Source organism: Enterococcus casseliflavus (assembly GCF_029215545.1).
GTDB lineage: Bacteria > Bacillota > Bacilli > Lactobacillales > Enterococcaceae > Enterococcus_D > Enterococcus_D casseliflavus.
Genome location: NZ_CP119393.1, coordinates 2,407,838 through 2,432,589, shown reverse-complemented (window position 1 = coordinate 2,432,589; position 24,752 = coordinate 2,407,838). Strand labels below are relative to the sequence as shown.

Annotated in this window: 19 protein-coding genes and 1 pseudogene; 16 read left to right on the top strand and 4 right to left on the bottom strand. The window is 42.7% G+C overall.

The genetic code is table 11. The features are described from left to right. Positions 1-21: 21 nt before the first annotated feature. Positions 22-678, bottom strand: coding sequence for a hypothetical protein (locus tag P0G38_RS11715; protein ID WP_074535047.1), 657 nt, complete (start codon positions 676-678; stop codon positions 22-24). A 308-nt stretch (positions 679-986) separates the two neighbouring features. Here P0G38_RS11715 and P0G38_RS11710 point away from each other — a divergent pair, with 308 nt between their 5' ends. The 9 genes from P0G38_RS11710 to P0G38_RS11670 all read left to right on the top strand — a co-directional run bounded on the left by P0G38_RS11710 (position 987) and on the right by P0G38_RS11670 (position 11,661). Continuing rightward, entirely contained in the window at positions 987-1,358 is a 372-nt protein-coding gene (locus P0G38_RS11710) for a MarR family winged helix-turn-helix transcriptional regulator (protein WP_010747832.1), read from the top strand. Between the two features lie 172 nt (positions 1,359-1,530). After that, positions 1,531-2,643, top strand: a complete 1,113-nt coding sequence (locus P0G38_RS11705) for an NADH-dependent flavin oxidoreductase (protein WP_275851233.1) — start codon at positions 1,531-1,533, stop codon at positions 2,641-2,643. A 171-nt stretch (positions 2,644-2,814) separates the two neighbouring features. Further along, a complete protein-coding gene (locus tag P0G38_RS11700; protein WP_275851230.1) occupies positions 2,815-4,125 on the top strand; it encodes an ABC transporter substrate-binding protein in 1,311 nt (436 codons plus the stop codon). Positions 4,126-4,155: 30 nt separating this feature from the next. Beyond that, positions 4,156-5,040, top strand: coding sequence for a carbohydrate ABC transporter permease (locus P0G38_RS11695; protein WP_074535050.1), 885 nt, complete (start codon positions 4,156-4,158; stop codon positions 5,038-5,040). Positions 5,041-5,061: 21 nt separating this feature from the next. Beyond that, positions 5,062-5,877, top strand: coding sequence for a carbohydrate ABC transporter permease (locus P0G38_RS11690; protein ID WP_015509354.1), 816 nt, complete (start codon positions 5,062-5,064; stop codon positions 5,875-5,877). A 241-nt stretch (positions 5,878-6,118) separates the two neighbouring features. Beyond that, positions 6,119-7,165 carry a DUF2189 domain-containing protein gene (locus P0G38_RS11685; RefSeq protein WP_172462567.1) on the top strand — a complete coding sequence of 349 codons (1,047 nt, stop codon included), beginning with the start codon at positions 6,119-6,121 and terminating at the stop codon, positions 7,163-7,165. 227 nt (positions 7,166-7,392) lie between these two features. Further along, positions 7,393-8,229, top strand: coding sequence for a BglG family transcription antiterminator LicT (gene licT, locus P0G38_RS11680; protein WP_074535051.1), 837 nt, complete (start codon positions 7,393-7,395; stop codon positions 8,227-8,229). A 116-nt stretch (positions 8,230-8,345) separates the two neighbouring features. Further along, the gene (locus P0G38_RS11675; protein ID WP_218212784.1) at positions 8,346-10,217 is read left to right on the top strand and encodes a beta-glucoside-specific PTS transporter subunit IIABC; all 1,872 of its coding nucleotides are present in this window, start codon (positions 8,346-8,348) and stop codon (positions 10,215-10,217) included. A gap of 16 nt (positions 10,218-10,233) precedes the next feature. After that, on the top strand, positions 10,234-11,661 hold the full coding sequence (locus P0G38_RS11670) for a 6-phospho-beta-glucosidase (RefSeq protein ID WP_074535053.1): 1,428 nt from the start codon (positions 10,234-10,236) through the stop codon (positions 11,659-11,661). Positions 11,662-11,742: 81 nt separating this feature from the next. Here P0G38_RS11670 and P0G38_RS11665 read toward each other — a convergent pair whose 3' ends face one another. Further along, entirely contained in the window at positions 11,743-12,690 is a 948-nt protein-coding gene (locus tag P0G38_RS11665; RefSeq protein ID WP_074535054.1) for an AraC family transcriptional regulator, read from the bottom strand. Between the two features lie 117 nt (positions 12,691-12,807). Between P0G38_RS11665 and P0G38_RS11660 the strand changes: the two genes are divergently transcribed. The 4 genes from P0G38_RS11660 to yicI all read left to right on the top strand — a co-directional run bounded on the left by P0G38_RS11660 (position 12,808) and on the right by yicI (position 18,187). Next, complete coding sequence (locus P0G38_RS11660; protein ID WP_275851216.1) at positions 12,808-14,082, top strand: ABC transporter substrate-binding protein; 1,275 nt, start codon at positions 12,808-12,810, stop codon at positions 14,080-14,082. Between the two features lie 71 nt (positions 14,083-14,153). Continuing rightward, positions 14,154-15,020 (top strand): carbohydrate ABC transporter permease, encoded by an 867-nt coding sequence (locus P0G38_RS11655; RefSeq protein WP_008378847.1) that lies wholly within the window; start codon positions 14,154-14,156, stop codon positions 15,018-15,020. Beyond that, a complete protein-coding gene (locus tag P0G38_RS11650) occupies positions 15,017-15,892 on the top strand; it encodes a carbohydrate ABC transporter permease (protein WP_008378845.1) in 876 nt (291 codons plus the stop codon). The genes P0G38_RS11655 and P0G38_RS11650 overlap by 4 nt, the downstream gene beginning before the upstream one ends. 12 nt (positions 15,893-15,904) lie before the next feature. Continuing rightward, positions 15,905-18,187, top strand: coding sequence for an alpha-xylosidase (yicI, locus tag P0G38_RS11645; RefSeq protein WP_074535056.1), 2,283 nt, complete (start codon positions 15,905-15,907; stop codon positions 18,185-18,187). Positions 18,188-18,296: 109 nt separating this feature from the next. Here the strand turns inward: yicI and P0G38_RS11640 are convergent, their stop codons facing one another. Together P0G38_RS11640 and P0G38_RS11635 are read right to left on the bottom strand one after the other, a co-directional pair. Then, positions 18,297-20,000 (bottom strand): sensor histidine kinase, encoded by a 1,704-nt coding sequence (locus tag P0G38_RS11640; RefSeq protein WP_074535057.1) that lies wholly within the window; start codon positions 19,998-20,000, stop codon positions 18,297-18,299. Next, on the bottom strand, positions 19,997-21,520 hold the full coding sequence (locus P0G38_RS11635; protein WP_074535058.1) for a response regulator transcription factor: 1,524 nt from the start codon (positions 21,518-21,520) through the stop codon (positions 19,997-19,999). Before P0G38_RS11635 ends, P0G38_RS11640 begins: the two co-directional genes overlap by 4 nt. Positions 21,521-21,688: 168 nt before the next feature. On the opposite strand from P0G38_RS11635, the gene P0G38_RS11630 reads away from it, so the two are divergent. The 3 genes and pseudogenes from P0G38_RS11630 to P0G38_RS11620 form a co-directional block, all read left to right on the top strand. After that, positions 21,689-22,978 (top strand): ABC transporter substrate-binding protein, encoded by a 1,290-nt coding sequence (locus tag P0G38_RS11630; protein WP_016608159.1) that lies wholly within the window; start codon positions 21,689-21,691, stop codon positions 22,976-22,978. 61 nt (positions 22,979-23,039) lie between these two features. Beyond that, positions 23,040-23,915 (top strand): carbohydrate ABC transporter permease, encoded by an 876-nt coding sequence (locus tag P0G38_RS11625; RefSeq protein ID WP_010747841.1) that lies wholly within the window; start codon positions 23,040-23,042, stop codon positions 23,913-23,915. A gap of 2 nt (positions 23,916-23,917) precedes the next feature. Then, positions 23,918-24,733, top strand: a pseudogene (locus tag P0G38_RS11620) (carbohydrate ABC transporter permease); the annotation flags it as partial. Positions 24,734-24,752: the final 19 nt, after the last annotated feature.

Genomic DNA, 24,752 nt, shown 5'->3' with positions numbered 1-24,752 from the left:
CTTCGTTTCCCTGTTTTTCGTTTATTGAAGTACTTCTAACATCACATCTCGTTGGTCATCGCTGACATTTCCCGCATAGTTCGGCGTGATCAAAGATAGACCACCCTCCTTATTTGTAAATAGGTACAGGTTTTGGTTAAAATCAGGATTGCTATTGGGTGTGATCTCTTTTGCAAAGGTCAACTGGGTATTCACTTTTACTGTACGAATCCCATTGTCATTTGCTGAAAAGATGCGAATCTCCTTTGTCGCGATCGTATCGACTTGTGCTTCATAACTAATTCTGTCGGGAATCGAAATGATCATTGGAGTCGTATTTTGAATCGTGACAGTATCTGGTACATTGAAACCGTTGAAGTGAAAAGTCAGTGTAGGGCCATATTGGGAAAGATCAACGGCATATGGAAACTCGTTGGAAGCTGAGCTTGCTGTCGTTTGCATTGTGTCAGAGTGGCCCGTCGATTGCTGGCTTGTGGTCGAAGTTTTTGAAGTAGAGGTTGACGCTAAGGAGCTGCTTTCAGTCGTTTGCGTCGACGTACTTTGTTTGCTTTCAGTAGACACACGACTCTGGCTTAGCTCGCTGGTTGACTGAGCAGTATCTTTTTCGTTGTTACAACCTGTCAAAAGCCCCAAACTGACGAGTGTTAGTGCCCCAATCAAAGAAAATGTTTTTTTCATCGTTTGCTTCATCCTTTCCTTAGAATATTAGAACATCTAAAACAAGCAAATTATTGTGTCGGAATGCACAATTTTGCTGATATAGTGCTTAAATATTCTTTGGTGTTAAAGCTATTGTAGTATAGAATATTGAGAAAGAACAGGAAGTTTTTGCTGAATTTTTCGTCAATTCTATCATAAAACATTCATGAACGCCCGCAGTAGCTGGCTAATTTTGTATAATAAAGTGTTAGCCTTTTCTGGCGACTTGCGTAACGCAGGGATCTAGATTAAAATACCTTGGTATAGAAGAATGGGTGGTGAAGAGGATGGAAAAAGAACGGATGGGGCAATGGTTAGCCTTTACGAATCAGCATCAAGCGATCGAGGCTCGTTTGGAGCAAGCCCTCAAAGCAGAAAGCAATCTGTCTTTGAATGAGTATTACGTGCTTTATTACTTAGAAAAGACCCCCAATCATAGCATGCGCCTCAATGATTTGATCGCCCATTTTGATCTTAGTCAAAGTGCGATGTCACGTATGATCATGCGCATGGAAGACAAGCTGTGCGGTGTGATCGAACGGCATTCTTGTCAAGATGATAAGCGGGGAATCTATATTGATTTGACCCAATCAGGTGAAAAGAAACTGCAGCGTTCAAAAGTCGTTTTTGAAAAAGTCTTGGAGGAAATGCTGGACTAATGATGTTTTTCACTTGTTTTCTCCTTGATTCTTTTGTAATATAGATGCATGTGCATGTATATTTTGATAAAAAGAAAAAAGATACACCGATTTGTTTTAAGGATCTCCTTGGGCAACTAAGCCAGTCAGATCTACAAAGCGAAATGAATCCAATGGAAAAGGTGGGAAACCCATGCGAAATGTAACAGACAAAGCAACATTTAAGCGCGGATTGCAGTTGAAAAATCGAATCATTATGGCACCAATGACGACCAAGATGTCCTTCTTTGATGGGGTGATTACGAAAGATGAGTTGGCTTACTATGGCTTACGCTCTGGGGAAGTCGGAGCAGTCATCACAGCGGCAGCCAATGTCCAAGAAGATGGCAAGGGCTGGGAAGGGGAATTAGGCGCTTACGACGATGCCTTTTTACCTGGATTAAGTAAATTAGCCAGCACCATCAAAACCAATGGGACCAAAGCTATTTTACAGATTTTTCATGCCGGTCGGATGACGGATGACTCGGTCCTACGAGGAACACAACCGATTTCTGCCAGCGCAGTTGCTGCCGAACGATCAAATGCCCAGGTTCCCCGAGAAGTCACAGTAGATGAGATTTTAACGATTATTGAAAACTTTAAAAAAGCTACCGAACGGGCGATCAAGGCGGGGTTTGATGGCGTAGAACTCCACGGAGCCAATACGTATTTGATCCAACAATTCTTTTCTCCTCACTCAAATCGTCGGTCCGATGAATGGGGTGGCTCACTAGAGAACCGTTATCGTTTTATTGAGAAGCTCGTCGATGAAGTATTGGAAACAGTGGACCAATCAGGTGTGAAGGAGTTTATCGTCGGTTATCGTTTTTCACCGGAAGAATTCGAAGAACCAGGGATTCGCTTTGAAGATACGTTGTTCTTAGTGGACCAACTGGCAGAAAAAGGATTAGACTATCTGCACATCTCCCTTGCGGATTATACCCGCAAATCGATTTCAAAAGCGTACCAAGAAAAATCGATGTTGGCGTATGTCTATGAAAAAATCGCTCAGCGGGTTCCTTTGATTGGTGTAGGGGATGTCCGAACATCGAAAGATGCCGCGGGCTTGCTAAAACATGCAGACTTTGTAGCAGTGGGCCGGGCATTGTTGATCGATCCTCATTGGGGACAAAAAGTCTTAGACGGTCAAGATGAATTGATCCGCACCACGGTTTCTACTTACGAACGTGAGGAACTCGTATTACAAAACGGCGTTTGGGGTTTTATGGAAAACATGATGCCAGATCGCCTAAATGAAGAAAAATAAGCAGATAACCACCTTTGCCTTGGGCGAAGGTGGTTTTTTGGTAAAACGAGAGGAACGATCCAATTATTTTCAATTATGAACATCATTCTTTATAATTGGTGTAATGGTAAGCGCTTACTTTATTTTTATGCTATCGGGGGATGAGGAGAGAATCATATTGGAGGGAGAAAAATGAAAAAAAGTAGCTTGTTCTTGCTAGTAATTGTCACAGGGTTGTTGTTCGCTGGTTGTGGAGGAAATCAAGAAACAGCAGATTCACAAGATTTTGCCAGTACAGATGAGAATACGCTAACTGTTTGGGCTTGGGACACAAATTTTAATATTCCAATTATGGAAAAAGCCGGGGAATATTACAATGCGGACAATGACGCAATCGACCTTAATGTCGTCGAGATGTCCAACGAGGATACCAAGCAAAAAATGGTTTCATCCTTTACTTCAGGGGTCTCCGAAGGTTTGCCTGACATCGTTTTGATGGATGACTATGACGTGCAGAACTATTTGCTGAACTACGAAGGAAAATTTGCAGAATTATCGGAAGACATTGACTTTGACCAATTTGCTCCTTACAAAGTAACGAATGCGACCTATCAAGACGGCGTTTATGCGGTTCCCTTTGATTCAGGTTCTGCTGGACTCTACTACCGCAAAGAGTATTTAAGTGAAGCGGGGATCGATGAAAGTGAACTCACCAATCTAACCTGGTCCAAATTTGTGGAGATTGGTGAGACAGTCAAAGAAAAAACGGGGAAATGGTTCGTCGCGTTTATTCCAAATCGCGGCACTCATTATATCCAGATGGCGATGCAGTCAGCCGGATTATGGTATTTTGATGAAGACGGAAACATATTCTTGAAAGACAATCCTGCTATTCGTGAAATGCTGCCGATCCTGAAGACGATCGAAGAAAAAGAGTTGGCAAAACCAGTAGATTATTTTGCGCCAGAAGGGATCGGTGCAGTGACGAGTGGAGAAGTGGCAGCAGTCAATTCAGCCATCTGGTTTTCTGCGACAATCCGATCCGCAGAAGATCAAAAAGGAAAATGGGGCTATACGAATCTTCCCCAATTAGAGACAGTGTCTGGAGCGACACCTTACTCGAACTTGGGTGGTTCTAGCTGGTTGGTGCTCAATGACTCACCAAATAAAGCGTTGGCCATTGATTTTCTCAAACAAGAATTTGCTGGGAATGATGAATTCTATCAAGAGATTTTAGTAGAAAATGGGGCAGTGGGGACTTACCTACCCTCACAAGAAGGAGAAGCTTATCAATATGAAGATCCTTTCTTTAATGACGCCCCAATCTATAAAGATTTCTCTAGTTGGATGGCGGACATCCCCGCCGTTGATTACGGGGTAAATACCCAAGCGGCAGTGGATGCCTTGCGTGGGGGAATGCAAAGCTATTTTGATGGTGCCATGTCCTTAGATGATATGTTGACAGAAGCAGAAAACACCTACAAGATGCAAGTCGGCGAATAGCCGACTTGTGTTGCTTAAGGAGTGATGAATATGCAAAATACGATCAGAAAAAAGCGCCCCAAAAACCAACAAGTCTGGGGATTTATTGGCCTTTCTTTAGTATTCAGTAGTGTCTTTTTGCTGTATCCCATCGTCTATTCCTTATATCTTTCCCTGCATCGTATGCAGGGACTGCAATCGGTTTTTGTCGGCTTCGGCAATTACCTGCGTATGCTGCAGGATACGATTTTTCAAAAAGCTTTACTCAATAATTTTATCTTTCTGATCTTTCAAGTACCGATCATGGTGTTGTTGGGTCTTCTGCTGGCGTTTGTTTTGAACACGCCGAAGCTTGTAGGACGCTCCTTCTTTAAATTGGCGTTGTTTCTACCCTGTGTCACCTCGCTGGTTTCCTATGCAGTTTTATTTAAAATGATGTTTCAAATTGGCGGGATCGTTAATCAAGGGCTGCTGAACATTGGCTTGATCACGCAACCGCTAGATTGGCTAAATAATCCGTTTTTAGCAAAACTGACCGTTATTATTGCCCTGTGCTGGCGTTGGACAGGCTATAACATGATTTTTTATTTGGCAGGATTGCAAAATATCTCGGATGACACTTTAGAAGCTGCTGCGATCGATGGGGCGAATGGGTTTCAAAAGTTCTTTTTCGTAGTGATCCCGCAGCTGAAGCCGGTGATCGTTTTTACAACCATCACCTCCACCATTGGGACGATCCAACTCTTTGATGAAGTGGTTAATCTAACAGGTGGTGGCCCATCCAATGAGACGTTGACTGTCGCCCAACTGATCTATAATCACTCCTTTGTCTATACGTCAAATTTTGGGTATTCGGCTACGCTGTCGTGGGTCTTAGTGATCATCATCGCTCTTTTATCTGTGATCCAGTTGAAACTCTCGAAAACGAATCAATAAAAGCGATAGAAAGGAGCAGCTATGAAAGTTACTTTAAGTGGATGCATAAAATATGGTTTTTTACTGATCGTCTCGTTTTTTTCGATTTTTCCGTTTTACTGGATGATGGTGGGCTCTACCAATACCGCCAATCAAGTTGCCGAAGGGAAGCTGACTTTTGGGAATCAGCTAGCAAGCAATTTTCAGGTGCTGTTCAGCAATTACGACATCCCATTGATCATGTGGAATTCCATCAAGATTTCATTGATCACCGTCCTTGTCAGTCTACTGGTCACTTCTTTGGCTGCCTTTGGATTTGAGAAGTTTCGAACGCGGGCGAGTGAAGGGATTTATGCGGTTTTTCTGCTATGTATGATGGTGCCACTGGCAACTTTGGTGATCCCATTGTTTAAAATGATGGCAGGAATGCAGCTAGTCAATCAGCACGTGGCGGTCATTTTGCCATTGGTCAATAACCTGTTTCTGATTTTCTTTTTTCGCCAGAACTTCAAGTCTTTTCCTGACGGTATTTTAGATGCGAGTCGCATCGAGGGGGCAACAGAGTACACGATATTTTTCCGGATCGTTTTCCCTATGATGCGCTCGACCTATGCTGCCGCTGCCATCTATGCCTTTATGAACGCATGGAACAGCTATTTGCTACCACTGGTCTTTTTGCAAACGGAAAGTCGTCAAACCATGACATTGCTGATTTCCAATTTATCGTCAGCCAGTTACGTACCAAATTATGGCGTTCAAATGCTGGCAATCGTGATTGCAACGATCCCAACGTTGGTATTGTTTTTGTTTATGCAAAAAGGCTTTGTGAAAGGCATGACAGGTTCTTTGAAACTATAAGTAGCAATAACCAGCTTGGCTACTTTTCCATAAGGTTGGGGAAGGCTTGACGCAGGGGGTGAAATAGCTTTCCTCAGATAAAAAACAATTGCCTTGAGAGGCATTATTTTAATAAATAGTCAAACAATTCAGATTCATTCATTTTTCTTACAAAAAGATAGCGCAAGTCGAGTTGATTGATAAAAAAACAATCAATTGTTAGACTTAATTCAGGTTAAAAAAACAAAAAGGGGATGTAATGATGAAAAGAGGATTTAGAAATTATTTAGGTTCAGATGAGCGGGAGGCAGGCTATAATTTGTCTTGGGGGTCTATCTTTGCAGGGGTCGTAACATTTATCGCATTGTTCATGACACTGTCAATGATTGGCTCAGCAATCGGTTTTGGTATGGTGGAACCAACCTCTAATAACCCATTAGATGGTGTTGGGACAGGATTATTGATTTGGACAGTGATTACCTTCGTCTTGGCATTATTCGGTGCTGGTTTTGTTTCTGGTGTTGCTGCTCGACGTGTCGGATTGGTTCATGGTTTCTTAACATGGGCAACAAGTATGATCGTGATGATGGTTATGCTTTCTTACTTAACGATCGGTGCTTTTTCTGTAGTCGGGTCACTTTTAGGAAACGTTGCTTCTGCTGTCGGTAGTGGTGTTGAAACAGTGGCCTCTGGTGCTGGCGATGTCGCTTCAAAAGCCTTCGATGAAATAACAGGAAACATGGAAGACGTCAATACAGATGAATTACAAGCGAACGTCAATGATGTTTTACAAGATACCGATGTTCCTGAATTGCAACCAGACTACTTGCAAAACCAATTGTCTGACGCGACAAATGATATCAAAGATGCTGGCAAAGACATTGCAACCAATCCAAATGATGCTGATAAAATCATTGATGATTTAGCAAGCAAATTACAAGATCGTGCTACAACGATCGGTGATTCAGTCGATAAAGAAGCAATCTCAAATGCAGTGGCTCAAAACACAGATCTAAGCCAACAAGAAGCAGAAGAAGCAACGAACAATATCGTGAACGGCTTACAAGATGCTTCTGATGAAGCGCAAAAACAAATCGAAAATGCGCAACAAAATCTTGAACAAGCCAAACAAGACATTGACCAAGCAGTGGAAGACGCTCGTCAAAAAGCGGAAGAAGCAAGTGATGCAACAGCCAAAGCATCCATTTGGGGCTTTGTGGCAATGGTCTTAGGACTCGTTCTTACGTCAATCGGTGGGTTGGTGGGTGCAAACTTAGTCAAAACTGCTGACCACGAAAATCGTATCTAATTCATCTCTCACAAAGAGAGTTAGTGAGCCATAAACCAGTGAACAGCGTTCTGCCAAAGACTCAAATGGCAGCAGCGCTGTTTTCTGCTTTTAAACAAGCGGTTAAAAATCCCCATTGACGAGTGATTTTTCTCATGCTACACTGGCTCTGAGGATTGTTACCGCTTTAGGCGGGCTATACCTATTTTTTTGTGTGAAGAAATCTAAAGAAGAATAGGGTCGTTAAAATGAACGTAACAAAAGTGATCAATAACAACATTGTGATTTCTGAGAATGAGGAAAAACAAGAATTGGTCGTCATGGGCAAAGGCTTAGGCTTTAAGAAAAAGCCAGGCGATGTGATCGACGATACCAAGATTGAAAAAGTCTATCTCAGTACACAAGAGTGGAATGTCACAAAACTAACCCAATTACTTTCTTCTATCCCTATCGAACATATTCAAGTAGCGAATGAGATCATCAGTTTTGCAAAAGTTTCCCTTGGGAAAAAATTGAGCGAAAAATTATTTCTGACGCTGACCGATCATATCAATTATGCTATCGAGCGCTATCAAAATGGCATGGAAATCAAAAATGCCTTGCTATGGGAAATCAAGCGGTTTTATAACCATGAATACCTCATTGGCAAAGAAGCGTTATCGATCATCAAAAATCGCTTGGCGATCGAGCTGCCAGAAGATGAAGCCGGCTTCATAGCATTGCACATCGTCAATGCGGAGTTGGATATGGCGCAGGTCAGTCAAGTATCGGAAATGGCGAAGATCATTCAGCATATCCTAAACATCGTTAAATATCATTTTTCAATGGAGCTTGATGAGTATTCATTGAACTACGAACGCTTTGTGACCCATTTGAAATTTTTTGTCCAGCGCTTATTCAGCGGAACAAAGCTCGATGATGCAGGAACCGGCAGTTTTATTTTTATGTTGAAAGACCGCTATATGAAGGAATATGCGTGTGCGCTGAAAATCAGCGACTACATCAACAAAGAATTCGGTAGACCGTTAGAAGAAGACGAATTGATCTATTTAACTATACACATCAAACGAATAACAAGTGCTTAGGATTGTTACTGGATTGGCAGGCTATACCTAAATGAACTCCCAAGGGGTTCGTTTAGGTATTTTTTTATGTTTTGACACACGAAAAGCAAACGAAGGACCAAAATAGGAGGAACGACATGAATTACAAAGAGTTAGCAAAAACGATCATCACCAATGTTGGTGGGGAAGAAAATATCCAAAGCTTGACCCATTGTGCGACCCGCTTGCGCTTCAACTTGAAAGATGACAGCAAACCACAAGAAAGCACTTTAAAACACACACCAGGCATCATGGGTGTGGTCAACAAGGGCGGACAGTACCAAGTGATCATCGGCAGTGATGTTGGCAATGTCTACAACGAAATCACTGCCCAAACCAATTTGACTAGTGATCAAGAAACAGAAGAAGACGATCGGGGACGTGTAGCGAAAATTATCGATACGATCACAGGGATCTTCACCCCGATCTTGCCAGCCATCACGGCAGCTGGGATGTTAAAAGCGGTCCTTTCGTTGTTGGTGGTCTTCAATGTCTTGACGGCAGAAAGTCAAAGTTACCAAATCCTAAACTTTATGGCAGATGCTGCGTTCTACTTCTTACCGATTCTACTGGCTGCTTCTTCTGCGCAAAAGTTCAAAGCCAACATGTATCTGGCGATGATGGTGGGTGGAATTTTACTGCATCCCAACTTCATCGGTATGGTGACAGCAGTCAATGAGTCAGGTGGCGGCATCCATTTGTTCGGTTTGCCGATTTCACCAGTGACCTATTCATCATCGGTGATCCCCATCATCTTAAGTGTCTGGTTCATGTCTTACGTTGAACCGATTGCTGATAAGGTCTCACCAAAAGCAATCAAATTCTTTAGCAAACCGTTGCTGACGATCTTCGTCGTAGGGACGGTAGCATTAGTTGCTTTAGGTCCTCTAGGCTATATGATCAGTGAAGCGATTTCCGCAGGGATCCAAGCCTTAGAAACGGTCAGCCCATGGATCGTTCCGTTATTGATCGGTGCCTTCACCCCATTGTTCGTGGCAACGGGTACCCACTATGGATTGGTTCCTATCGGTATCAACAACCGAATGACCACAGGTTATGATACAGTGATCTATCCTGGCATGCTGGCTTCAAACGTCAGTCAGGGAGCTGCAGCTATCGGCGTTGGTTTCAAATCAAAAGATTCTACGATCAAACAATTGGCATTTTCTGCAGGTCTGACAGGTCTATTCGGCATCACTGAACCAGCGTTGTATGGGGTCAACTTACGATTTAAAACACCTTTGTATGCAGCAATGATCGGTGGCGGATTTGGGGGTCTGTTTATGGGAATCATGCGTGTCCGTAATTTCTCAGGCGGCTCACCAGGCCTATTGACTTTGCCAAGCTATATCGGCGATGACACCTTACGTCATTTGACCAATGCCTGTATCGGTGCGGCAATCAGTATCGTGGTCACATTTATTGCGACATTATTCTTATACAAAGACCCTGTTACAGAAGAAGCACCTGAAGCAACACCAGCTGACAAAGAACAAGAACCAACCCATCAAATCAGCGGCGCGGAGATCAAAGCACCTTTAAAAGGGGAACTAAAAAGCCTACAAGCAGTCAATGACGGCATGTTTTCAGAAGAAATTCTTGGACAAGGGGTAGCGATCGAGCCAACCGTTGGAGAAGTGCTAGCACCAGTCAACGGGATTGTCACAGCAGTCTTTGATTCCAAGCATGCCATTGGCTTGACCAGTGAGGAAGGCATTGAGCTGTTGATTCATGTCGGGATCGATACAGTGCAATTGAATGGCGAAGGCTATGCCTATCAAGCAGAAAAAGGGCAAAAAGTATCAGTTGGTGATCCATTGATTACATTTGATATCGAGTTTATCAAAGAAAAAGGCTATCCAGTGATCACGCCAATCGTTATCACTAACAGTGCAGAAGTGGGCGACATTTTGACGGCAAACAGTGGTCCGATTACGTTTGGCGATCAAATCATCAAAGTGATCGGCTAAAAAAGGAGAATAAGACATGGGATTTCCAGAAAATTTTTTATGGGGCGGCGCAACAGCCGCCAATCAATGTGAAGGCGGTTTTGATCAAGGGGGGCGTGGACTTGCCAATGTCGATGTGATTCCGACTGGCAAGGACCGACGAGCAGTCATTACCGGCAATCGTGAGATGCTTGCCTTTGAAGAAGGGTATTTCTATCCAGCAAAAGAAGCGATTGATATGTACCATCATTTCAAAGAAGATATCGCCTTATTTGCGGAGATGGGCTTTAAAACCTATCGTTTATCGATTGCTTGGTCAAGAATTTTTCCGAAGGGCGACGAAGAAACCCCTAATGAAGAAGGCTTGCGCTTTTATGAAGAACTGTTTTTGGAGTGCCGTAAATACCAAATCGAACCCTTGGTGACGATCACGCATTTTGACTGTCCGATCCATTTGATCAAAGAATATGGCGGTTGGCGCAACCGTAAGATGATCACCTTTTATGAAAATCTTTGTCGGGCGATCTTCACTCGCTACAAAGGATTGGTGAAGTACTGGCTGACCTTTAATGAAATCAATATGATCTTGCATGCCCCGTTTCTCGGTGCAGGGCTGACCTTTGCTGAAGGCGAAAATGAAGAACAAATCAAATACCAAGCTGCTCATCATGAATTAGTCGCTAGTGCGTTGGCAACGAAAATCGCCCACGAGATCGATCCAGAAAACAAAGTAGGCTGTATGCTGGCAGCGGCTAGTTATTATCCTTACAGCTGCAATCCGAAAGATGTCTGGGAAAGCAAAAAAAGCGATCGCGGCAACTATTTCTTTATCGATGTGCAATCGCGAGGAGAATATCCAAATTATGGTTTGAAGATGCTAGCGGAAAAAGGAATCACTTTGGAACAAACCGCCGAAGATGCGGCTTTATTAAAAGCCCATACCGTCGATTTTATTTCCTTTTCTTACTATGCCTCTCGGGTCGCAGCTTCAGAAGATTCTGGTGTTGAGAAAACGGAAGGCAACTTGTTCCCGACCATTAAAAACCCGTATTTAGAAGCGTCGGAATGGGGCTGGCAGATTGATCCGCTTGGCTTACGGATCACAATGAATGATCTTTATGATCGTTACCAAAAACCGCTTTTCATCGTCGAAAATGGTCTAGGAGCGGTGGATACACCAAACGAAGATGGAAAAATTAATGATGTGTATCGCATCGACTATTTACGTGCGCATATCGCTGCGATGAAAGAAGCCATTGACCAAGACGGTGTGGAACTGTTGGGCTATACTTCATGGGGCTGTATCGATTTGGTTTCTGCAGGAACCGGAGAAATGAAGAAACGCTATGGCTATATCTATGTCGATCGCGACAATGAAGGCAATGGCACATTAGCCCGCAGCAAAAAGCAATCCTTTTATTGGTACAAAAAAGTGATTGCCTCAAATGGGGAAGATTTGGCTTAAGCCAGTTCATTTATAAAAAGTAAACAAGGGTGTTCCGCTTTTTCAACTAGCGGGATACCCTTGTTTTATTGATTTTCAGAATTATAAACTCGTGGTGTTGCTCGGTCGTTTGCGATAGTTGGAAGGGGTCAAAGTGGTCTCCCTTTTGAAAAGTGTCGTAAAGTAATTCGGATCATCAAACCCAGTTTCCAATGCGATTTCGATGATTTTTAAATCCGTATGGAGTAAGAGATACTCCGCTTTTTTGATGCGGAACTTATTTAGATAGGTAAAAAAGCTCATCTGGAAATTTCTTTTAAAAAAACGGCAGAAATGTTCTTTGCTATAGCCAATATATTGACTGATTTCCTCAAGTGCCACTGGACGTTGATAATTTTCTTCAATAAAAAGTAGGATTTTCTTGCATTTGTACGTATTGAGTTTGCTTTTACTGTCGATAGGTTTCTTATTGCGGTTAATGTATTGGGTATTTTGACAAAGATATTTAATAAATAAAAAGAGTTCCGCTTTGATCGCCAGCTCATACAATGGTTCCTTTAATGCAAATAAATCTATAATATGAGTCAATGCCTGTTGAATGTTCATATGAGAAACGAAATCACTTGTGATATGAATCGCTTGCTGATCCGCGGAATGAAGCAACGGGTCCAGATAGGACTGCTGGATCAAATCAGAGACGCGGCTCTCAATAAAGGTCGAGTCAAAGACGATAGCAAAGAAGGTACAAGCTGTTTGCTGATAATTTAATGCCTCATGTAGCTGATTGGCAGGGATAAATACAAGCTCGCCTTCTTTAGCGATATAAGAAACACCTTCGACCTTTATTTCCATCTTTCCTCGAAAAATATACAGGATTTCGAGCTCGCGATGCCAATGGGTGTGAATCATATTTGCTTGATCAGCAGGATGATTTGTCAAATAAACACTGACTGGAAACAAGCTGTCACCATGTTCCGTGATCTCTTTTAAAGAAGTATCAATATCATATTCACTAGGGTTTGGCGTAAAAATATAGGGTTGGGTTACCATCTGTCTCCTCCATTTTCATCAATATTACAAGGTATTTCGGTTAAGATAACGATTACAGAAGGGCCGAAATATCAATATAATCAATTTGTGATCGAATTGATTGAGGAGGGAACAATGATGAAAAAGAGAATTTTGTTGACGGCTGCTACTATGTTAAGTGTGATCGGAATTGCTGGTTGCGGAAATTCTGGAAGCGGTACCTCAGATGATGGTAGTGTAACACTAGAAGTTTTTAACATCAAGACAGAGACTGCAGAACAGATGGATCGATTGGTTGCGGCTTTTGAAGAAAGCCATGAGGATATAAAAATCAATATGACTACTGTAGGTGGAGGAACGGACGCCACAGCGGCTCTCCAATCAAAATTTTCATCTGGTGATGAACCGGACATTTTTATGCTGGGGGAACTAGCAGATACGCAAACATGGGAACACAAGTTATATGACCTTGGGGAAACAGAATTAGCCCAAAAAGCAATTGAGGGAACGTTGGAAGGGGCAACACTGAATGAGACAGTCTATGGCTTGCCGATGAATATCGAAGGCTACGGTTGGCTGATCAATAAAGAGCTGTTTCAGCAAGCGGGAATCGATAGTGAAGCGATTGAAACATTTGCCGATTTTAAGGAGGCAGTAGAAACGTTAGATAGCAAGAAAGAAGAGTTAGGATTAGACGGTGTATTCGGCTTCAGCGGCGGTGAAACATGGGTTTCCAGTCAATTCAGTTCGAACTTTTTTGCACCTGAATTTAATGATAGCTTGAAAGAAACACTGGAAGCCAAAGAGCTTCATTTAACTTATGAGGCACAACTGAAAGATTACGCTGATCTGGCGATCCAATACAATGCTCAACCGTTGGAATCAATGGATTACAGCACTTCAGTCGAAGAATTATTTGCCAGTGAGAAGGTTGCCATCATTCATCAAGGCAATTGGATCGTTCCTACATTAAACAGCTTGGATGATACATTTGCAAAAGAAAAATTAGCGATCGTCCCAATGCAAGTGGGAGACGGCAGCAAAATCGTAGCCGGACCAGCTTGGTATTGGGGTGTCAACAAAGATAAGGAACAAGAAGTGATCAATGCCTCCATACAATTTTTGACATGGATGTATACCGATGAAGAGGCGATGACCGCGATCATCGATGATTTTGAGTTTATTCCAGCTTATACGAACTTCTCCAGTGACGATATTTCTGATCCGTTGTCCAATGACATTTATACGTATTTAACGAATGGCCAAACGGTTCCTTGGGTCCATAACTCTTATCCAGATGGATACGGACAAAATATTTTTGGGGTTCAGTTCCAGGCTTATGCAGCCGATCAAATCTCATGGAATGAGTTTACTGATCAGCTGAAAAGCAGCTGGGCGCAAGAACGTCAATAACCAAAGTGATGCCTATCCTGCAGTGATGCGCGCAGGATAGGCAAAATCAAGGAAATCATAGGAGGAGCTGTATGTTAACAAATCGTTCAAAATCATTTTGGCTGCTGCTAGCACCGGCATTCGTCGCATTATTGGTCGTTCTGTTTATTCCTTTATTTACAGGGGGATATTACTCACTGACCAACTGGAACGGCAATACGATCAGCGACTTTATCGGATTGGAAAACTACTTGCGCGCTTTTAAAGATCAGGCGTTCATTAACAGCTTGTTGTTCACGGCGAAATTTTCTGTTTACAGTGTGATCTTGATCAATGTCATCGCGCTGTTGTTAGCAACTTTAGTCACGCAAAAACTGGGACGCTGGACCACTCTATTTCGGACCGTCTTTTTCATGCCGAACTTAATTGGTGGGATCATACTAGGATTTATATGGCAATTTATTTTTAACAAAGCATTCGAGAGTATCGCCGATTTGACTGGGATCAATTTTTTTAATGGCTGGTTGAATACACCAGAAACAGGTTTTTGGGGTTTGGTTATCTTGTTCGTCTGGCAGATGAGCGGGTATATGATGTTGATCTATATTTCGTTTCTAAATAATATTCCAGAAGAAATTTTAGAAGCAGCAGATATGGACGGCGCCAATCCGCTACAAGTCTTTTTCCGAATCAAACTACCCATGCTGATGCCCGCGTTTACCGTAACATTGTTTTTGACGCTGTCAAATGCCTTTAAAATCTATGATCAAAACTTGGCGTTGACACAGGGCGGACCGTTCAATTCGACTCAGATGGCAGCCATGAATATTTACAATGAAGCTTTTTCAATGAGAAAAATGGGCTTTGCTCAGTCAAAAGCGATGATATTTCTGGTGATCATTGTCATTATTTCTATTATTCAAATCTCAATTACCCGCAGAAAGGAGATCAGCGCATGATCGAGACTCGTCACTCCTCTACTAAAAAGGGGAATACAAAAAGTAGACGGCAGAAGAAAAAAAAGCTGCAGCACAGTCTGCTGATCGTAAGTGGTCTTTTACTTGCGTGCTTATGGTTTTATCCGTTTTTCTTGATCGTGATCAATTCATTTAAAACAAAAGCAGAGATCTTTCAGAGTACGTTGTCGCTGCCTGGCGGATTGTCCTTTGAGAATTATCAAGAGGCGTTAGAAAAACTGGATTTCATCAGAAGTTTAATGAATTCATTGTTGATTACTGTCGGTTCTTTGATCTTGGTGGTCTTTGTTTCTTCAATGGCAGCATACGCTTTATCGAGAAATACCAGCCGCTTAAGTTCAGTCCTCTATTTTGTTGTTGCCATCGGCTTGCTGATCCCTTTTCAAGGGATCATGATTCCACTGATTTCTCTTTTTGGACGAATGAATTTGTTAAATCAGCCGGGTCTAATGATAATGTACTTGGGATTGGCTGTCAGTATGTCGACTTTTTTGTATTATGGTGCGTTAAGAGGCATTCCACGTTCGCTGGATGAAGCAGCGATCATTGATGGGGCGAATACCTTTCAGATTTATTGGAAAGTAATATTGCCTTTGTTGAAACCAACGACGGTAACGGTGATTGTTTTGAATACATTGTGGTTTTGGAATGACTATTTATTGCCTTCATTAAGTATTAATAAAGCCGGAATGTATACGATTCCCTTGCGGATGTTTTATTTCTTCGGCGAATTTAACAAGCAATGGCATTTAGCGCTAGCCGCTCTGGTGATCGTTGTTCTGCCAATCATTCTCTTGTTTATTGCCTTGCAAAAACATGTAGTGAAAGGCATCTCAGATGGTGCAGTAAAGTAGGAGGAAAAGAAGATGAAATTTACAAATGGCTATTGGCTGGCAAAAGAAGGCGTCCAACTCGAACATCCCCGAATTGCTTATGATCATAAGGTAGAAAAGGAGCAATTGACCCTTTATCTGCCCTATCAAGAGATTCAGCGGCGTGGCGATACCTTGAACCTTGGTTTAACCACACTCACGTTTTCGACTCCGCAAAACGATGTGATCAAAGTCAGCTTGGTGCATCATGACCAGACGATGCAGGCCCCGTCGTTTGCACTAGATACTCAACCGGCAGACGTGAAGATCGATACCGATAACGAAGACATGTATATCTTCAAATCTGGATCATTGGAAGCGAAAGTCCCTAAACAAGCGGCTTTTAAAATCGACTTTTTCGGAGAAGGTAGCTTGTTGACTTCTTCCATGCCTAAAGCACAGGCTAAAATTTCGGGAAATGATGGCAAGCAGTATATGCGAGAACAGCTTTCGCTAGATCCTTATGAACTTGTTTACGGATTAGGGGAACGGTTCACTCCTTTTATCAAGAACGGTCAAACCGTTGATATTTGGAATCAAGACGGTGGTACGGGTAGCGAGCAGGCATACAAAAATATTCCGTTTTATTTAACGAATAAAGGCTACGGTATTTTTGTTGATCATCCCGAAGCGGTTTCCTTTGAAGTGGCTTCTGAGAACGTTTCCCGCACGCAATTCAGTGTCGAGGGGCAGCGTCTGGACTATTACATCATCTATGGACCAGATATGAAAGCCATTCTAGAAAAGTACACCGACATGACAGGAAAACCCGCCTTACCGCCAGCATGGTCTTTTGGCTTATGGCTATCCACTTCATTTACGACTGATTATAGTGAAGAAACAGTGATGCACTTTATCGATGAAATGCAAGCTCGTGATATTCCTTTTGATGTCTTTCATTTTGATTGTTTCTGGATGAAGGAATTTGAATGGTGTGGGTTTGAATGGAATGACGAATTGTTTCCTGATCCGAAAGGATTACTAAAGAAAATCCATGAGAAAGGATTAAAAGTCAGTTTATGGATCAACCCTTACATTGGGCAAAAAGCCTCTGTATATCAAGAATGCAAAGAGAAAGGGTACTTTATTAAGAACCAAGCAGGTGAAGTCTGGCAGTGGGATCTTTGGCAAGCTGGACAAGGGATCATTGATTTTACCAACCCAGAGGCTCGTCAATGGTATAAAGATCGCTTAAAGAAATTGATTGAATTAGGTGTTGATTCCTTTAAGACGGATTTCGGTGAGCGGATCCCTGAAGATGCCGTCTATTATGACGGATCAGATCCGAAAAAAATGCACAATTATTACGCCTATCTATACAATGAAACCGTCTTTGAACTGCTGGCGGAAATGCGGGAAAATCAAGCCGTTCTTTTTGCCCGTTCTGCTTCTGTCGGTTCCCAAAAATTTCCTGTCCATTGGGGAGGCGACAATTTATCTGAATATTCTTCGATGGCAGAGTCTCTGCGTGGGGGCTTATCCTTTGTCTTATCTGGTTTTGGATTTTGGAGCCATGATATCGGCGGGTTTGAAGAACAAGCGACCCCCGACTTGTATAAACGTTGGACGCAATTTGGTTTATTGTCGACCCACAGTCGTTACCATGGCAATGTTGAATATCGGGTACCATGGAATTTTGGCGAAGAAGCAGCAAAAGTCAGTCAATCTTTTTCAAAATTGAAAAACCGCCTAATGCCTTATATTTATCGTCAAGCAGCAGCCACTGCAAAAACGGGCATTCCCCTGATGCGTCCATTGATGCTAGAGTTTCCAGAGGATCCGACAGTTTATGCCATTGATAAGCAGTATATGCTGGGGGATCGCTTACTAGTTGCGCCGATTTTTAATGAGCAAGGAAAGGTTCCGTTCTATCTGCCAGCTGGAACTTGGACAAATTATTTAGACAACAAACGCTATGAAGGCCAAAAATGGTGGGAAGAACGCTATGACTATTTCAATCTACCGTTGATGGTACGACCGAATTCACTGATCATTGAAGGAAGCGTTGAACAGACCGCCGCCTATGACTACACCAAAAACCTGATCGTTCATGCCTTTGAAATAACGGAAGCAGTTTCTGCTGAAGTCTGTGATCAGCAGGGCGTGCCAGCTGGAACAATTTCTATTGAACCAGAAGGAAGCGGTTATCGAATTTGTATGGAAGGGTTGGAAAAGGTTCAGGTGCTGTTTCGCAATCGAAGCTTTGCAAATGCGCAACGATATCCTTTTGGCAGCTTGATCACTATTGACGGACAAGAAATGACCGTCTTTGAATAAGGAAACAAAACCTACCGTTCTTGATGGGTATCTATCAAGGACGGTAGGTTTTTTGTAGTGAACGAAGCATTGAAGAACTAACGGCAAAGTGCAGAACCAGTTCTTTGGCTCAGTTTTGTTCCTCCCGCTGGATCGGCAGCAGCAAGCGAACGGTGGTTCCTTCGTTGATGCGTGATTCTACAGTCAATCCGTATTTTTCCCCATAGAGCAGCTTGATACGCTGATCAATATTGTCCAAGCCAATACCCGAATAGTGTTCAAAATGGTTGGCGGTGCTGGTTGGGTGCTCTTCATTGAACCCGATGCCCGTATCGATGATCTCAATTTTCAGACCTTCCTTACTGACGCGAGAAAAAATCTGGATCAAACCTGAATCCTCTTCGGGAAAGGCATGCAGGTAGGCATTTTCGATAATCGGTTGCAAAATCATCTTCGGTACGAGAATATCTTCGCAGCCATCTTCTGAAAAAATCGTTGATTGGATGCGATTGCCGTAACGTACGTTCATTAACACGAGGTATTCTTCTACGATCGCTAGCTCATCCTTTAAGGGGACGATCTCTTTGCGGTTAAAGGTGTGCCGCAACAATTGGACAAAGCTTTCAATCGCTTGTGTGGCGGCTTCTTGTTCGTTTTGCCAGATCAAAAACTTGATGGCAGTCAATGTGTTGTAGACAAAATGCGGTTGGATCTGCATTTGCAACGAGCGGATCTCGAACTTGCGTTTTTCGGCTTCTGTAACCATTAAATGGTCGACATAAGATTCCAAGTCCTCTAGCATCAAGTTATACGCACGCCCTAATTCTCGCGTTTCGTACGTCCCGTTGATGGTAACCTTGTCGCTGAAATCGCCTTGTGTGACCGCAGGCAGCTTGGCGATCAGCTGATAAATCGGTTGGGTGATGTTGCGGATGATCCAAAATGCCAGCAGACTAAAGAGTAAAATACTGACGACAGAAATCAAAAGAGCTGGCTTGATCAGATTCATATTGCGTACTAGATGCGATTCATCCAAAACATCGTAAAAAGTAAAATGATACGAATAAAGGGGCAGCTGATTGATGCTAGTATCTCTTTTGACCGTGACGAGGCGATCTTCAAACGGCTTGCCTAAAAGGCTCGGATCAGAAGTGGAAAGAATTTGATTTTGTTCATTGACGATATAGATCGAGTGGAGACTGGTATCTAAGAGTTGACGATAGATCGAAGAAAAATCGGATTCTTTTAAGAAAATCAGGGCATAGCCGAAAATCGTTTCTTCTTTCATTAATTTGCGCACGTACATCAAGCCAGGGGAGTCGCTGGTGGAGGTACTTAATCCTTGGTCCAAGAAATAATATTGACTGATGGCGTCATTGTTATTGATCTGCTGGATAAAGGCACTGGCGAGAAAATCATCTACTGATTGATTGCGAACCGCATCGTTTTGAAAGAAAGTGCCCCCGTTGACCCCAATCAACACTAAATTCGAGGGGATGTCTTGAAACAAAGAGCGAGTGTCTTTTAATTGCTCGTTTAATTCTAAAATCGTACGGCCTTGATTCATGTCGCCTTCTAAGTAAGTTTCAACGGCTTTGCTTTCATCGACGATATCAAAAATTCGATGGATATTCTCGTTCAGACGCTCATAATCTTCTTGGATTTTTTCCAGTAGCAGCTGATTGGAACTCTGGTACGAAGCAACATAGGCATCTTTCGAGCGACCATAGATCACGACGACAGTTAGCAGACAAACACTAATGACCCCGACGACAACAAAGAGGAAGATCCGACTGAATAATTCATTTTTCTGAATCCATTGGTTGATTTTCATAATTGATTCAACCGCCGATACTTCGATGGGGTGACCTGACATTCTTTCTTAAAGATGCGAGAGAAATAGCTGATATCCGAATACCCGACCGCTTCACTGATTTCAGATAGATTCAGATCAGATTGTGTCAGTAGTTCTTTGGCTTTATCCAAGCGGGTTTTCTTTACATACTCAGAAAAGCTCATTTTCAGTTTCGCAGAAAGAAAAGCCGAAAGATAGGTGTAACTAAAATGAAAGGTTTCAGCTAGTTCAGACAAAGACAGACTTTTGGTGTAGTTGTCTTGAATAAAGCGCTGAATCGCAACGAGTAGATCATCTTCATCCAGCGGTGATAAGGTCGTCAACTGTTGACGAATATCATCAATGGTCGCCAACAACAAATCAGAAAAATCTTCCAAATACTGCACGTGACCGATGGCATGCAAAAATTCGGCTTTTAAGCGGCTAAAGCGTGGAGCAGTGGGAAATTCTTCTTCCAAGCGGGACAGTAACGTGTAAAAAATACTGCTGGCCTGTTGTTTTAAGAATGTCGGATCGACATTGGATAAAATCATGTCATTAAAATATTCCTCGATTCTGGTGATTCCTAACAAAAAGTTGTTGTCTAACAAAGCCCGCAAGAACTTCTTCGTATCAAAGCGATCACTTTCGATGTACAAAAAGAGTTCTTGTTCTGGCACCAACCGTTGTCGTTTATAAAAAAACGATTGTCCTTGGCTTTTGGCTTTAAGGGTCACAAAATGGTCCCGCAACTGTTCAATCTTTTGAAAGGGCACACTGAGAGTAAAGAAGGCGTCTGGCTCGGTAAAACGCAATTGTTCCAACGTTTCTTTCAAAGAAGAATAAAAATTCGTTCCTTCTGGATAACTGATCACTAAGCCGGCATCTTTGTTACTGGTTTGAAAAAAGAGCGTCTTTACCTGCGGTTGTGATTGAGTAAATTCCGTCAATGCATGTAGCAGCTGATCATTGGCACGAAAGCCGCTAAAATTGGTGGTCAAAATTTGGGCTTGCTGTTGCGACTGATCTAATGCAAGGTAGTCCGCCAAAGGAGCCAACGGTTCTTCATACCCTGCTAAATAGCGATTCAACGATTCTTGCAGCTGCGTCTCCTCAGTCACGGAGCCTTTCGTATGTGACAGCTTTTGTGAGATGTTGTGCAGCGTCTTCAACAAGAGTGTCGGTGTCAGTGTCGGTTTTAAAAGATAATCTACGGCACCATTTCTAAAAGACTGACTGACGTATTGGAAATCATCGTAGCTGCTCAAGACCAAAAAATGGACTTCAGGATATTGTTGTTGAATGATCGTTGTGAGTTGAAGACCATCCATTTGTGGCATTTTCAAATCTGTGATCACGATGTCGGGATTCAGTTCATGGATCAGCGCCAATGCTTCTTGCCCGTTCGCTGCATCGCCTAAGAGACGGAACCCTTCTTGCTCCCAACGTATCATATGTTTCAACCCATCTCGGATCGTTGCCTCATCATCAACGACTAAGACCGTGCGTAAAATCGTCATGGTATCCCCCCTATATCTCTTCTTTATTATAAACGCTTTCAAAAAAGAAAGGTATTGTAACTTTTTTCTATTTTTGGACAAATTTAGTAAGCTCTTTCATAATCATTGAATACGGTTACAAAATCAGTGTATAGTTAGCCATGTAAATAAAAGGAAAGAGGGATAAAAATGAAAAAACTACTTGCATCGATGGTAACGGCGGCTGCAGTGCTGACTTTGGCGGCTTGCGGAAACAGCAACACAAGCTCAGGGGATTCTGGCGAGTCCTCAAACAAAGTCACGGTCTGGGCATGGGATGAGACCTTCAACATCAAGGCAGTCAATGAAGCCAAAAAAGTATATGAAAATCAAGATGTCGATGTGGAAGTCGTGACGATGTCACAAGATGACATCGTTCAAAAATTAAATACGAGTCTGGCATCTGGAAATACGGACGGACTACCAAATATCGTTTTGATCGAAGACTACCGCATCCAAGGATACCTTTCTTCTTATCCAGATGCGTTTAGTGATCTAACGGATATCGTGAATGAGGAGGATTTCTCCAGCTATAAATTTGCGGTCAATAAAGTCGACGATGTCATTTATGGGGTGCCATTTGACAGTGGCGTCGCAGGACTATTTTACCGCACAGATTATTTGACCGATGCAGGCTATGAGCAGGCTGATCTCCAAGATATTACTTGGGATGATTTTATCAGCATCGCCAAAGACGTCAAAGAAAAAACGGGTCACGCTATGATGTCGTTAGACCCAAGCGATCTTGGCTTGGCACGAATCATTATGCAATCGGCAGGCGAATGGTATACCGGTGAAGATGGCTCCACCGTAACCATCAAAGACAATGAATCCTTCAAAGCTGGTCTAACTGTCTTAGCAACATTGTTGAATGAAGGCTTAGTTGAACAAGTTTCTGATTGGGATGGCGGAGTCAATGCCGTTCAATCGGGGAATGTCGCTTCTGCGCCAACTGGTGCGTGGTATTCCAGCACGATTCAAGGCGCGGAAGACCAAAGCGGCAAATGGGCGATCGCTCCAATCCCATCTATCGCTGGCAACAGCAATTCAGTCAATGCTTCCAGCATCGGCGGAGCAGGCTGGTACGTGATCAAAGGGGTTGACGGCGAAGAAAATGCCAAAGACTTTTTAGCCAATACCTTTGCTTCAAATAAAGAATTGATGGGTACATTAGCTACCGAGATCGGTTTGGTTTCAACCATGAATGCTGCAGAAGAAACGGAAGAATATACGTCGGGGCTTGATTTCTATGGCGGTCAAAAAGTCTTCCAAGATTTCTCTCAATGGTCACAAGAAATTCCAGCCGTGAACTACGGCAATCACACCTATGCCATTGAATCTGTCTTGACTGAAAGCTTGCAACGAGTGATCAACGGCGAAGACATCGATAAAGTATTAGAAGAAGCACAATCACAAGTGGAAGCACAAATTGCAAACTAATCGAACAACTTTGCAGAAACTCGTGAGCGATCGCGAGTTTCTGTGTTAAGGGGGAATTACAATGAAAAACAAAACAAAAAATTGGTTTGCAAACGGCAATGCCTTTATTACCTTACCCGTCATTTTGATCACGATGCTGGTCTTTATTCCGATGGTCTCGGCATTGTTCACGTCATTCCAATCAGGACCACCGACAGCGATGACCTTTAACGGTCTTGGCAACTATCAGCGGATGTTGAGCGACTCAACCTTTAAAAAAGCCTTTGGCAATACGTTTTTATACTTATTAGTCCAAGTTCCGATCATGCTCTTTTTGGCGCTGATCGTATCGAACATATTGAATGACAAAAAATTGAAATTTAAAGGGCTGTTCCGCACCGCCTTGTTTTTACCCTGTATCACATCCTTGGTTTCTTATTCCTTGATTATGAAAAGTCTCTTTTCGGCAAATGGGTTAGTCAATAACTTTTTGACACAGCTACACCTGATCGATGCACCGATCCAATGGTTGACGGACCCCTTCTGGGCAAAAGTACTGATCATTTTTGCCATCACGTGGCGTTGGACTGGCTACAATATGATCTTTTTCATCTCAGGCATGCAAAATATCGATCCAAGTATTTACGAAGCGGCAGAGATCGATGGTGCCACGAAATGGGATCAATTCTTCAAAATCACGATTCCCAACTTGCGTCCCATCATCTTATTTACCACGATCACCTCAACGATCGGTACGCTGCAATTATTCGATGAAGTTCAAAATATCACTGGCGGTGGACCAGCCAATGCCACGACGACCTTGTCACAATACATCTACAATTTAAGTTACAAATTCACGCCAAACTTTGGGTATGCCGCTGCGGTTTCCTTTGTCATTGTGATCGCGATCGTGATCCTATCGATCATCCAAACGAAAATAGGAGGAAAAGAAAATTGAAAACAATCTCACTCACTTTAAAATACGTCTTTCTGGCGATTTTGGCTTTCATCTCTATTTTTCCATTTGTTTGGATGATCCTAGGGATGACCAATCAAACCTTTGATATCGTTGCCGGGAAAATCATGATTGGGGATCAGTTGGTCATCAACTTCCAAAATCTTTTTTCTTCCGATTTGAATTTTACTCGAGCATTAGGCAATTCCGCAGTGATTGCCGTGATTACGACCGTCTTTGCGCTGTTGTTCTCCTCCATGGCAGGGTATGGCTTTGAGATTTATCGGACGAAAACCAAAGACCGCATCTTTAATATTCTCCTGCTGTCGATGATGGTGCCTTTTGCCGCGCTAATGATCCCGCTCTATCGGATGTTTAGCAAACTTAGCGGCACACCGATCGGGATCAATACCTTCGCTGTCGTGATTTTGCCCTCAGTCTGTACCGCCTTTTTGATTTTCTTTTTCCGCCAAAACATCAAGGCATTCCCTAGAGAATTAGTCGAAGCTGCTCGGATCGATGGCTTGAATGAACTGAGTATTTTCTTTAGAGTCTACATGCCTACGGCTAAAAATACTTATGCAGCTGCTGCGATCATTACGTTTATGGGCAGCTGGAACAATTATTTGTGGCCATTAGTTGCCCTACAATCACCAGACAAACGGACCGTTCCACTGGTTCTTTCGGCTATGGGTGCTTCTTATACCCCTGATTATGGCATGATGATGTGCGGCATCGTGATCGCCACACTGCCAACGGCCATCATTTTCTTCGTTTTACAAAAACAATTCGTCCAAGGGATGCTGGGCTCCGTGAAATAAGCGGGACATCAGCAAGCAA

Bases quoted from the DNA above. Each gene is read 5' to 3' on its own strand.
- P0G38_RS11700 (WP_275851230.1), top strand. From the start codon at position 2,815: ATGAAAAAAAGTAGCTTGTTCTTGCTAGTAATTGTCACAGGGTTGTTG.
- P0G38_RS11670 (WP_074535053.1), top strand. From the start codon at position 10,234: ATGGGATTTCCAGAAAATTTTTTATGGGGCGGCGCAACAGCCGCCAAT.
- P0G38_RS11705 (WP_275851233.1), top strand. From the start codon at position 1,531: ATGCGAAATGTAACAGACAAAGCAACATTTAAGCGCGGATTGCAGTTG.
- P0G38_RS11675 (WP_218212784.1), top strand. From the start codon at position 8,346: ATGAATTACAAAGAGTTAGCAAAAACGATCATCACCAATGTTGGTGGG.
- P0G38_RS11650 (WP_008378845.1), top strand. From the start codon at position 15,017: ATGATCGAGACTCGTCACTCCTCTACTAAAAAGGGGAATACAAAAAGT.
- P0G38_RS11715 (WP_074535047.1), bottom strand. From the start codon at position 678: ATGAAAAAAACATTTTCTTTGATTGGGGCACTAACACTCGTCAGTTTG.
- P0G38_RS11665 (WP_074535054.1), bottom strand. From the start codon at position 12,690: ATGGTAACCCAACCCTATATTTTTACGCCAAACCCTAGTGAATATGAT.
- P0G38_RS11635 (WP_074535058.1), bottom strand. From the start codon at position 21,520: ATGACGATTTTACGCACGGTCTTAGTCGTTGATGATGAGGCAACGATC.
- P0G38_RS11640 (WP_074535057.1), bottom strand. From the start codon at position 20,000: ATGAAAATCAACCAATGGATTCAGAAAAATGAATTATTCAGTCGGATC.
- P0G38_RS11630 (WP_016608159.1), top strand. From the start codon at position 21,689: ATGAAAAAACTACTTGCATCGATGGTAACGGCGGCTGCAGTGCTGACT.
- P0G38_RS11660 (WP_275851216.1), top strand. From the start codon at position 12,808: ATGAAAAAGAGAATTTTGTTGACGGCTGCTACTATGTTAAGTGTGATC.
- P0G38_RS11690 (WP_015509354.1), top strand. From the start codon at position 5,062: ATGAAAGTTACTTTAAGTGGATGCATAAAATATGGTTTTTTACTGATC.
- yicI (WP_074535056.1), top strand. From the start codon at position 15,905: ATGAAATTTACAAATGGCTATTGGCTGGCAAAAGAAGGCGTCCAACTC.
- P0G38_RS11625 (WP_010747841.1), top strand. From the start codon at position 23,040: ATGAAAAACAAAACAAAAAATTGGTTTGCAAACGGCAATGCCTTTATT.
- P0G38_RS11685 (WP_172462567.1), top strand. From the start codon at position 6,119: ATGAAAAGAGGATTTAGAAATTATTTAGGTTCAGATGAGCGGGAGGCA.
- licT (WP_074535051.1), top strand. From the start codon at position 7,393: ATGAACGTAACAAAAGTGATCAATAACAACATTGTGATTTCTGAGAAT.
- P0G38_RS11695 (WP_074535050.1), top strand. From the start codon at position 4,156: ATGCAAAATACGATCAGAAAAAAGCGCCCCAAAAACCAACAAGTCTGG.
- P0G38_RS11655 (WP_008378847.1), top strand. From the start codon at position 14,154: ATGTTAACAAATCGTTCAAAATCATTTTGGCTGCTGCTAGCACCGGCA.
- P0G38_RS11710 (WP_010747832.1), top strand. From the start codon at position 987: ATGGAAAAAGAACGGATGGGGCAATGGTTAGCCTTTACGAATCAGCAT.